Source organism: Helicobacter vulpis (assembly GCF_003660395.1).
In the GTDB taxonomy this organism is placed as follows: Bacteria; Campylobacterota; Campylobacteria; order Campylobacterales; family Helicobacteraceae; genus Helicobacter; species Helicobacter vulpis.
The window spans coordinates 47,020-58,491 of record NZ_QXQT01000012.1; the positions used below are offsets into that span (position 1 = coordinate 47,020).

Genomic DNA, 11,472 nt, shown 5'->3' on the forward strand with positions numbered 1-11,472 from the left:
GCCCTTGTCTTGAGAAAATTGTGATCTATGTGTGCGGGAATTATACCATTTTCCCACTTCTTTAAAGGTTTGATTTAAGAAATCACACCTAACCCCAACCACGCCTGCGCTTGGGCTTTGAGCCCCTCCACATCTGCGCTAGCAAAAAAGCGCACTTTAGAGGGGTGCTTAAGGGGGCTTAGGCGGTAGCTTTCTTGTAAATAATGCACAATCGCATCGCCACAATGCACCAATGTGCAATCTGTGCGATCTTTAAAATAGTTTTTTAAGGCCGGGGCAATCCAAGGAAAGTGGGTACAGCCTAGTACCACTACGCTAGGGGTGCTACTAAGATCGTTAAAATAATGGCGCATGCATGCATGCAAAAGGGGACCTTCTAAAATCCCCTCTTCAATCAAGGGCACAAATAACCCCGTGGCTAGGCTTTGTACATGGGAGTAGCCATGGGCATGCAACTCCTTAGCATAACGCCCCGAGGCGATGGTGGCTTTTGTGCCCAGTACCAAAATAGGAGCGTCCTTAGGGGTGTCTTTAGTAATGGCTAAAATCCCAGGCTCAATCACCCCCACAATGGGGATTTTAGAGCGCGCACGCATTTGGGGCAGTGCCCACGCGCTCACGCTATTGCAAGCCACAATGAGCATTTCTATGCGGTGGCGTTTGAAAAAATCTAGGGCTTCTAGGGCAAAGCGCGCGATCGTTTGGGGGTCTTTGGTCCCATAGGGCACGCGCGCAGTGTCGCCATAGTAGATAATCTCTGCAAACAAGCGCGCCTGCAACACGCTTTTAAGCACACTAAGCCCCCCCACCCCGCTATCAAAAATCCCCACACGCACTAAGAACCTTGATTCATCAAATCCAAAAACTCGGCGTTGTCCTTCGTGGTTTGCATTTTAGAGTAAATGAAGTTGAGCGCTTCTACATCGTCCATTTGTTGCATCACATTGCGCAAGACCCACACTTTGGTGAGTTTGTCTTTACCTAGCAAGATATTATCCTTGCGCGTGCCGGATTTGAGCACATCAAAGGCGGGGTAAATACGCCGATCGGAGATGCTGCGCGCTAGTACAATTTCGCTATTGCCCGTGCCCTTAAACTCCTCAAAGATCACCTCATCCATGCGCGATCCGGTTTCAATTAAGGCGGTGGCAATAATGCTCAAACTCCCCCCCTCTTCAATGTTGCGCGCCGCGCCAAAAAAGCGTTTGGGGCGGTGCAAGGCGTGCGCGTCCACCCCCCCGCTTAAGACTTTGCCACTAGAAGGGGTGATCGCGTTGTACGCGCGCGCTAGGCGGGTGATCGAATCTAGTAAAATAACCACATCCTTACCCATTTCTACGCGCCTTTTAGCCCGCTCTAGCACCAACTCGGCAATGCGTACATGGTTGTGTGAGGGCAGATCAAAGGTAGAGCTAAAGACTTGGGCGCGCACACTTCTTTGCATGTCCGTAACCTCTTCGGGGCGTTCATCTACCAGTAGAATGATGAGCTCCATCTCCGGGTGGTTAGCCGTGATCCCATGGGCTAGCTCTTTCATCAGTTCGGTTTTACCCGTGCGGGGTGGGGCGACAATGAGGGCGCGTTGCCCCTTGCCAATGGGGCTAAAGAGATCGAGCATGCGCCCGGTTACCTTTGTGGGTTCGTATTCTAGCTTGATTTGCTCGGTGGGGAAGAGGGGGGTTAGGTTGTCAAAGAGGGGGCGGTGGCGGATTTCATCTAGAGGGAGGTAATTGACCGCCTCAATCTTTAAAAGGGCGTAGTATTTCTCTTGATCCTTAGGGGAGCGCACTTGCCCGGTTACAATGTCGCCATTGCGCAAAGCAAAGCGCTTGATTTGGGACTGACTCACATAGGTGTCGTTTTGGTTGTCTGAAAAGCTCCCATCCATCCCTCTTAAAAAGCCATATCCTTCATTGGACATCTCCAAAATGCCCGTGAAGAGAATATAGCCCCCCTGAGAGACTTGGTTTTTGAGGATTTCAAACATCAAATCTTGGCGTTTGTACTCTTGAGGGTTTTCTACCTTGAGTTCGTTGGCGATCTCTAGGAGTTTTTCGGTGGGTTTTGCGCGCAATTCTTCAATGCGATACCCACTCACAGGGGTATGGGTTCTTTGTTTATGGGGTTCGTAAGCCATTAGGGTCCTTAAGGGCGGATGAGGTCAAGCCAAACCTACGCTGATATTTAAATTAGGGAAGCGATAAAAAAGCTTACTCTAACATGGCTAAAATTACAATACGCTTATTTTGAGGGGATAAAGGACATCTATGCAACAAAAACAAGCGCGCGCCTTTGATCGCAGTTGGATTCTATCCCTATTTGGCGTGGCCGTGGGGGCGGGGATTTTATTTTTGCCCATCAATGCTGGGTTAGGGGGCTTTTGGATTGTGGTGTTGCTGTGTGTGATCGTTTTTCCCATGGTCTTTTTTGCCCACCGCGCTTTGAGTTATTTTGTCCTGAGCGCTAAAGAGCCCAATGCAGACATTACCCATGTGGTCAGAGAGCATTTTGGGGAGAATTTGGGCAAGTGGATGACCTTTTTATACTTTTTTGCCATTTATCCGGCCTGTTTGATCTATGGGGTGGGGATCACCAACACCCTAGAGAATTTCATGCGCATGCAATTGCATGTACAACCCCCTCATCGCCTCTTGTTGGCATGGGGCTTGATCACCTTGATGGTCTTAGCCTTGATCTTTGGAGAGAAGATCATGCTCAAAATCACCCAAGCATTAGTCTATCCCCTCATTATTATTTTAGCCCTCTTTTCTCTCTACCTCATCCCCTATTGGAAATTAGACATGCTCTTGATCTTCCCTAGTTTTAACAACGCGTTAGGGATTGTCTACACCACCTTACCCGTGCTGGTTTTTGCCTTTGACTATTCCCCAGCCATTTCTAATTATTCTTTGAGTATCCGTAGGGCTTATGGGGCGCAAGCCTTTAGCAAAACCAGCGCGATTCTTTGGCGCACTTCTATGTTGCTCTTTATCTTTGTGATGTTCTTTGTCTTCTCTTGTATCCTCTGTGTGGATCCGGCACAGTTGCAAGCGGCCAAGGCGCAAAACATCTCCATTCTCTCTTATTTTGCCGACAAATTTAACGACCCCCTCATCGCCTACAGCGCGCCCCTCATCGCCTTTTTAGCTATCATGACCTCCTTTTTAGGGCATTATATCGGGGCTAGGGAGGGCTTGAGCGGTTTGGTGGCGCAACTCCTGGGCAAACAGGGCAAGCGCGCACAGGCGGGCGTGCATGGGTTTTTGTATCTCTCAATGGTGCTAGTGGCCTATGCTAACCCTAGCGTGCTAGATTTCATTGAAAATCTAGGCGGTCCCATCATCGCCTTAATGCTCTTCATCTTGCCCATGTATGCGATGTATAAAATCCCCGCCCTGCAACCCTTTCAAAACAAAATCAGCGACACCTTTCTCATCGCTCTAGGCCTGCTCACCCTCTCGGCTGTGGTGCGTGGCTTGTTTTAAAACTTCTTGCGCTCCACATCTGCCAAAATCTCTTGAGAAATGCGGTTAATATCTTGGGAGGCCCCTAAAGAATCGCGCGCGATAGCGATGTTATTTTCTGTATCCTTTTTGAATTCTTCTAGGGATTTGTTGATAGACTCCACGGCTTTAGCTTGGTTTTGGATGCTCGCTGAGGTGTCTGAAATGCTTTGCACCAAGACATTGATATTAGTTTCAATCTCGCTCAAGGATTTTTGGGTGCGCTCGGCAAGTTTGCGCACTTCATCGGCCACCACGGCAAAGCCACGCCCATGCTCGCCCGCCCGGGCGGCTTCAATGGCGGCATTCAAGGCAAGCAAATTGGTTTGATCAGCGATGTCGCGGATGATCTCCACGATGTTTTTAATGTCCTGTCCTTGTTGGATCATTCCCTCGCTCTTGTGCGCCACTTCTGTGATTCCGCTGGTGATCCCCCCAATGCTCCCAATGGTCTTGTCTAAACTATTGTTCTGACTTGTGGCGACTTCATTGAGTCGATCCACGCAACCATTGAGCACGCCCACCTTACTATCTAATTCTTTGGCAAACTCCGCAGAGGTGCTTAACATCCGCCTCGTTTCAATGGCTAGCCCATCTAGCACCACCTCAATATGCCCGTTGGCATTGGGAATCCCCTGTCTGAAGTCGTATTGGGCGTAGCGTTCAAAGGCTTCGTTAATGGTTTTCATGTGCATCCCAATATTCTTTTGCATGTACAAGATGATGTTGTTAATATTCTTCTTGAGCTCTATTAAGGAGGGATTGTTAGGATCCGCACTGATGGTTTGGCTAAAATCCCCCATCTCCACTCTAGAAGCGACATCAATGCTATTTTGTACCGCCTTTTCATCCTGCAATAAGGTTTGTTGGACTCGTTGGATATTCTCGTTGATCGAGCTTTGGATTTTCCCCAAATCGTCCGCACTGGTGGCAGGGATGAGCTTAATATGATCGGCAGAGACCTCATGGCGCAGAATTTTAAAGAAATTTTCTAGGTTTCTAGCCACATTTCCGATACGCTTGCTCATCAAGACATAGAGCAACCAATAGATGATCCCAATCACCACGATCAAACCAATCGCTCCAGTAATACGCACCGTTGTCTTGATCGAGTCAATATCCCTAAACACCCGCTTTTCACTGCGTACCCCCACAACGGCCCAATGGAATCTCTTCTCAGGGCTTTTGAAAACGGAAAAAGAGTAGATCGCCCCATAGGAGGATTCCCCACTCACTATAGAATGCACCCGTAACACGCTCTTATCCCCATTTTGGATGATGGGCAAAGCCCGGTCATTAAAATTGACATTAAAGTCCCTCCAAGGACGGTTACGCCATTGCTTGTGGTCGGCAACCACAAGCAAAGTGCCATCTTGGGCGATCAGGTTAAACTTGGTGTCCCCCACTCCATAAGATTTAAGCACGTAGTCAAAGCGATCGATATTAATAAAGACCAAGACAACCCCCTTGACCACATGTTTACTATCCTGTAGTGGGTAGGCAATATCCACCCCATAAATAGTGCTCCCATCCTGCATCTTACGAAAATAGGGCTTGCCTAGGACGAAGTCTTTCCTCTGTCTAGCAGCGATGTATAGAGGGTGCTTGTAGAGATCGGGCGCAGGGGTGATCTCAACCTTGCCTGCCCCGGTTAGGCTATTAGGATTGTCCTCTCCATTCGTGATTTTGTCAAATGTCAAGGCGTTTTTATGATCATCCTCATCGCGATGGAAAGCGCGAAGACACCTCTCGTGTAATGGACGTATTCGCTCAAAATGGCTTTATCGAAGGCTGAATCAGACGAATCTTTTAACAGGGCAGATCTCAGAATATGCAAACGCACCAGCGAACGGGTGATGCTATCTTGCACCCCCTGCCCCGCGTTACGCACTTGGGCTTTTAAACGATTAAGAGCCTCTGCCTCTAAAAGTTTTTCCACTTTAAAAGAAACGACATAGGTCATCACCAGCACCAACACCACCAACGCCGATCCAATGGCAAGAACCATTTTATTGCGTAAGGCCATATTCTTCAACATCGCTTTCCTTTTTTAAGATCGATTAAAAGCCCTTAGTTTAACACAACTAACCCTTGAGTATTGGAAAATTTAGCAAAACGCACGCACAAAGAAAATAAACATAGAACTACTATGAAGGCGGCTTGGTGTTATCAAGCAATTCTATCATCCGTACGCACCCGCTCTTAAGAAGGTTGTGCCCGATCAGGCATTTAAACCCTCTGTAAGTCTCAATATCAAAACGCAAGGGCATGAGTATCTCGTGCAATTTCTGATCTAGTGCGCTCATGCCTACACCTTCATGTAATGCCTCTTCTACTAAAATGCGCTTGGCTTCTTGGGTAAATTCCAACGCGCTCCCCTCTTTAGCAAATTCCTCCTGAAAAGGTTTTAAACGGCGATCTAAAAGCTGCGTGAGCATGTCTAAATCCACCGGTTCAAAGACCACCCGCACGCAAAAACGGCGCAAAAATTCGCGCTTCATCCCGCATTCTATCAAATCCTCATTGCTGAATTTGGGGAGTTTTTGATGGGGAGTTTTGAGTTGGTTATTTTTCCACAATTTTTCAAAATGCCCCAAGACGATGAAGAGCATGTGATCGGTTTGCAAGGTGATGGTTTCCCCATTAGCTCTACCCCCGTATTCAAAAGACACGATCCCCTTTTCAATCACCTTTAAGAGTTCATTTTGCACCCCCTGGCGCCATTCTTTATCATGCCAGCTCCCCTGCCCTAGTTTATCAATCTCATCTAGGACCAACACCCCTTTTTGGGCTTTTTCTATGTCTTTATCCGCATTGTTATAGAGTGTGGCAAACATTTGGTTGGTTTCATTACCTAGATAGCCCGTAGGGGTGAAAGAAGCCGCATTGGCGATACAATAGGGGATGTCTAAATACTTTGTCGCCATTTCGATCAAAAAGGTCTTGCCACTGCCTGAGGGGCCTATGCAAATGGCGTTGGCTTTTTCTAAGCCCGATTGGCCATTGATGCGTTTGTAATGATCGCTAAAAACCAAGCTCATGCCCTTTTTAGCGTCTTCTTGGCCGATGACAAATTGATCTAAATAGGCCTTAATGGCCTTGGGGGAGTATTTGTCTTGGGTTGGGGGCTGTTTGGGGTTGGGGTTGGGGGCTGTTTGGGAGATGGTGGGCATTGGGTAGGGCTTGTCTATGCTAGGATCGCTTTTGAAAAACCGCTCTTGCATGGCAAGCATCTTTCTAATGAAGGCTTCCTTGTCGTCAAAAAATAGTTCTTCTAGCTCTGCATCCCTCAATTGATCCGCACACCAGTTAGCGAATTCATTCTCAAGCATGCCCTTTTCTTTAAAAAACTGGCCATGTGCTTCTAGAATTTTTCTTAAAAAAGTCTTTTTATCCTCACTTTCATCCCAATGATCTATATACCAAGTACTGAAAGCTTCTTCCCAAATGGCGTTCCCTTTAAGAAACTGGTTTTGCATTTTGAAGATTTTTTTCATGAACGCTTGTTTGTCGTCAAAAAACAAGCCCTCCGTATCCACATCTATAGAATCCGCGCACCAGCTAGCGAATTTCTTTTCCATCCTACTTTTTTTGAGAAATTGGTTTTGCGCTTTTAGCACCTTCTTCACAAAGACCTTTATATCCTCACAGAATATGGCCCGGATGTTTTCACCCAAACAATCTGAATATTGCGCAAAATTCTCTTCCCAAATGGCGTTTTCTTTAAGAAACTGGTGTTGCGCCTTGAGAAACTCCCTCATAAAAGCCTCTTTGTCGTCAAAAAACAAGCCCTCCATTTCTGTATCTACAAGTTCTGCCCACCACTTGACAAAACCCCCTTCTAGAGCTGTCTTTTCCTTAAAAAACCCATTGAGCGTCTCAAGGATTTTCTTCATAAACGCCTGTCTGTCCTCCACAAACAAAGCTTCTGTATGTGTATCTACAAGTTCTGCCCACCACTTGGCAAAATCTTCTGCTAAAGTTGGGCTTTCGTTGAGAAACTGGCGTTGCAACTCCAAAATCTTTTTGGCAAAAGCCTCTTTGTCATCAAAAAACAAAGATTCTGTATGCACATCTACAATCTCTGCCCACCACTTGGCAAAATCTTCTGCTAAAGTTGGGGGTAAAAGAGGCAATTTTGGCGGAGTGAGGTCTTGGGGTGGGGGTGTGGGGGGGGTATAGGTGGGGATGTAATCACGATAGGTTTGTAAGATTTCTTGGACATTCTCTTCATCTTTCACCCTCCCAAAAAAGAATAAAATGCGTAAGATATTATTATCATGCGCGCCATCGTTCAAAAATACAGCGGGTTTAAAATTGAGATTTTTGGCAATGATGAGTTCATTTTCATATTGGAATACGGCAAGCGGAAATGCCAAATGGTGGATGAGACTCCATACAAGGGGATTTTGTTTATCTTCAATGTTTTCATAGAAGGCTTGCTCAAATTCTTGTGCTTGCTCCGGGCTTAGACGGGCTAAAAGTTGATCGCGGACTTCTCGAGTTTCTAAAGAACCGTTAAAAATCTCCAACAGGCGTTGCCAAGCCCAAACCCATAAAGCTTGCTCCATGTAGTAATGCTTTTGACCATCTACAAAAAAACGCCGGAGAGCGAAATATGTGCTTTCTTCAGGAATGGTGATTCGATCCTTAGAGCTTGGGAAATTTTTAGCAATATACTCATTGGCAACCGCCTTGATCGCCGCAGGGTCTTCAGGATCGTGGAGTTTGAAGTGTTCGATATAATCCGGTGTGATCAAACCGCAATGTTGTTTGAAACAGAGTTTGGCAAGTTGCTTGCGCACCTTGCGTTTGAATTTGGGTTTTCTTTGGGGTGGCACCAAGTTGTCCATGCATTCTTCTAAGTGTTCTTGCCATAACCTGAGGGATTCAGATAAATTTGCCCGTAAAATTTCGGGATCGAACTTGGGCAAATTAGCCGGGGAGCTGTAGGTGGTTTGGAAGACATAGGCATCATCATGGCGGTATTTTTCTAGGAGAGGAGAGAGAGCTTTTGGGAAAAAGGGGAGGGATGAAAGGGGGATTTTTAGCCCAGAGGGGGTTTCAAGACCAATTTTCTTAAGGGTATTTTCAAAAGAATGAGACCAAGATTGCAAGGCCTGATCATATAGGTATTGGGCGCGATTTTTTTCTTTCTCTACCTCCAAATCCAAATTGACCATTGTTTGGTGCTTAGAAAATTTGGGATCAAAATGGGCATAGGGTTTATAGAGATTGAGTAGAAAATCTAGCACCTCTGCGCTGTCTTTGAAGATAATTTCGCGTTGGGCGGTCTGCCTTTCCTTGCAAATATCCCCGAAAAAATAATAGACCCTATAGGGGTATTTTTGCAACCATTCCACTTCCTCCACCCCCTCCAAAGTATAAGAATCTTGATCCTCTGTGAGGGCATCCCACTTAATGCGCGCGCCTTGCGCTTGGTGGAGCGGCTTTAAGGCCACCCAGCCAAAATTTTGATAAGCGTGATCGGCCATCCAAGTAAGACAGCCTGCCCGCTGGAGGATCAAAAATCTTTTTAACTCACAAAAATCCATTGATCTCTTAGATTTTCCCATGCATGCTCCTTTGTCGGGTTGATTGGGGATGTTATCCTCCCTGTCTTGTGGGTTGGTGTCTGCATCCTGTGGGGCTTGTTCTGCTGTAATGTGGCTGTTTTCCACAGATTTTTCTAAATCTTTGAGGGTAATTCTGTCTTTTTGGGCTTTGGGTTTGCTAAACATGTCCAATATGTTTATGACAATGCTCTTGCAAAGATCAAAAGCGAGGGCAATTACAAATATAGCCAAGATCAACGCAACTTCAACACCAAGCCAAATCAAAATGCCATAGAAAATGTAGTGCATGCGATTCACTTTATCATTTAATTTATAAATTGTCCCAATGGGAATAAATTCTCAAACACTTGGTTCTTAGTTGTTTGCGTTTTTACCCACACACAATTTAACGCATCCTTTTAGCCACTCTTAGAGTAACGACATTTCTAACTTAACCTCCTTGGGTGCTATAATCAGAGTAAGAGAGGTTGTCACCATGAAAACATTTAATATTGGTAGAAAGATTTTGTATCTCTTGCTGGTTAACACCGTGGTTTTTAGTATCATGTTATTTTTGTTTTTGCAAAGCAATAACGCCCAGATCAAGCATGCTGAAGATATATTCACGCAGAATTTTATAGAAAGTGTAAAAGATAGAATTAAGTTACCCACAGATGCAATGGCGCAGACTCTAGGCAATTTTTTAAAGACGGCAACAACGCTAGAAGAAAAGCAGAAGATAATCACCACGGCTGTACACAATTTTAGATATGAAGACGATAGGTCTGGTTATTTTATTGTGTATAACAAATACGTAGGGGTGTTTAATGTCTACAAAAAATTAATTGGAGCTGATATTGAGAATATCAAAGATAAAAACGGGAAGTATTTTGTGCAAGACCTGTATAAGGCTTCGTTAAACGGCGGGGGTTTTGTGTATTACACTTTTAACAAGCCCTTGCTTGATGGCCGCATTATCAGTGCTGAAAAAATTGCTTATTCTCAAGCGATTCCTGGTCAAAAAGGTTGGTGGATTTCTACAGGTGTGTACATAGACAACATTAATTCAAAGACTAATAAAGTTGTTGATAAAATTGAAGCTGCGCTATCAAAGAAATTTTATTTATATTCGGCTATATGCATTGCACTGATCATGTTCTTAGTTGTTCCTTTATATTACATTTTTTATAAAAATGTTACTACTTCAATTAAGACCCTTAAATATGGCTTAGATGAATTCTTCGCCTTCATAAATCACGAAAGCGCAACAATTCCAACAATAAGAATAGACACAAAAGACGAGCTAGGTCAGATGGCAAAACAAATAAACACCAACATACAAAAAGCAAAAGACTTCATACAACGGGATAAACAGGCCATCAATGAACTCACAGCAGTGTCTAAACAAATTGAAAAAGGCAATTTACAAGCAAGAGTAGTGAGCAATCCAGCAAGTCCGCAATTAGTAGAGCTAAAAGATGTGTTGAACTCCACTCTTGGCATATTGCAAAAGAAAATAGGTGCAGACTTGAATACTATAGAAGACCTACTATCCTTATACAAGGCGTTAGATTTCAGGAACACCATACCAAGGGCATCTGGGGATATAGAAACTTCAATAAATGCAGTCGTGTCTGAAATCAAAAAAATGCTAGTGTCTTCGCTTGACTCTGCTAACGCGCTTAATAAAGAAATGACGGATCTAAATAGTGCCATTACGAACATGCAAAGTTCTTCGGCTAAACAAGGGGTTTCATTGCAGCAAACCGCAAGTGCCCTAGAAGAGATAACAGTTTCCATGCAAGATGTAAGTTCTAAAACCGAAGAAGTGATCAAACAATCTGAAAACATTAAAGATATTACAGGCATCATCAAGGACATAGCAGATCAAATTAACTTACTAGCACTCAATGCGGCCATAGAAGCAGCAAGGGCTGGCGAGCATGGCAGAGGCTTTGCGGTGGTGGCAGATGAAGTAAGAAAACTCGCTGAAAGCACCCAAAAAAGCTTAGGAGAGATTGAAACCAATACAAATATCTTGGCACAAAGCATTAATGATATGGCTGGTTCTATATGCGAACAAACGGAGAGCATCACGCAAATTAACCAGACAATGGGTGCGCTAGAGCAAGCGACTCAAGAGAACGCAAATATTGCACAGACTTCATCTCTAATTAGTCAAAACGTGCAAAACATAGCACACAATATATTAGAGGATGCGCATAAAAAGCAGTTTTAGCGTACTCCACAGGTATTGAGTACATAGCCTTTAAGCACGGAGTATTTTAACTTCAGTCCCCAAAACTTTTAAATCTCCTAACCCCTTAAGCCCCCCCTAAGCTTCAAAAAGATAGAATCGCGTTTTGCTTCTAAGAAAGCTTGTTTGAAAAGCTTCTTGGTTATGTTATTTGACT

The 11,472-nt window shown here is 44.7% G+C and carries 5 protein-coding genes and 1 pseudogene; 2 read left to right on the top strand and 4 right to left on the bottom strand.

The window, feature by feature from the left end:
• Positions 1–74: 74 nt before the first annotated feature.
• Both murI and rho read right to left on the bottom strand, forming a co-directional pair.
• Positions 75–836, bottom strand: coding sequence for a glutamate racemase (gene murI, locus EAO38_RS05385; protein ID WP_121021834.1), 762 nt, complete (start codon positions 834–836; stop codon positions 75–77).
• Positions 836–2,137, bottom strand: coding sequence for a transcription termination factor Rho (gene rho / locus EAO38_RS05390; RefSeq protein WP_121021836.1), 1,302 nt, complete (start codon positions 2,135–2,137; stop codon positions 836–838). Before rho ends, murI begins: the two co-directional genes overlap by 1 nt.
• A 130-nt stretch (positions 2,138–2,267) precedes the next feature.
• On the opposite strand from rho, the gene EAO38_RS05395 reads away from it, so the two are divergent.
• Entirely contained in the window at positions 2,268–3,485 is a 1,218-nt protein-coding gene (locus tag EAO38_RS05395; RefSeq protein ID WP_121021838.1) for an SLC5/6 family protein, read from the top strand.
• Here the strand turns inward: EAO38_RS05395 and EAO38_RS09510 are convergent.
• Together EAO38_RS09510 and EAO38_RS09210 are read right to left on the bottom strand one after the other, a co-directional pair.
• Positions 3,482–5,541, bottom strand: a pseudogene (locus EAO38_RS09510) (methyl-accepting chemotaxis protein). The gene EAO38_RS05395 and the pseudogene EAO38_RS09510 overlap by 4 nt on opposite strands.
• Before the next feature lie 109 nt (positions 5,542–5,650).
• Positions 5,651–9,244 (bottom strand): AAA family ATPase, encoded by a 3,594-nt coding sequence (locus EAO38_RS09210; RefSeq protein WP_235852531.1) that lies wholly within the window; start codon positions 9,242–9,244, stop codon positions 5,651–5,653.
• A gap of 379 nt (positions 9,245–9,623) precedes the next feature.
• On the opposite strand from EAO38_RS09210, the gene EAO38_RS05415 reads away from it, so the two are divergent.
• A complete protein-coding gene (locus EAO38_RS05415) occupies positions 9,624–11,297 on the top strand; it encodes a methyl-accepting chemotaxis protein (RefSeq protein ID WP_162982690.1) in 1,674 nt (557 codons plus the stop codon).
• Positions 11,298–11,472: the final 175 nt, after the last annotated feature.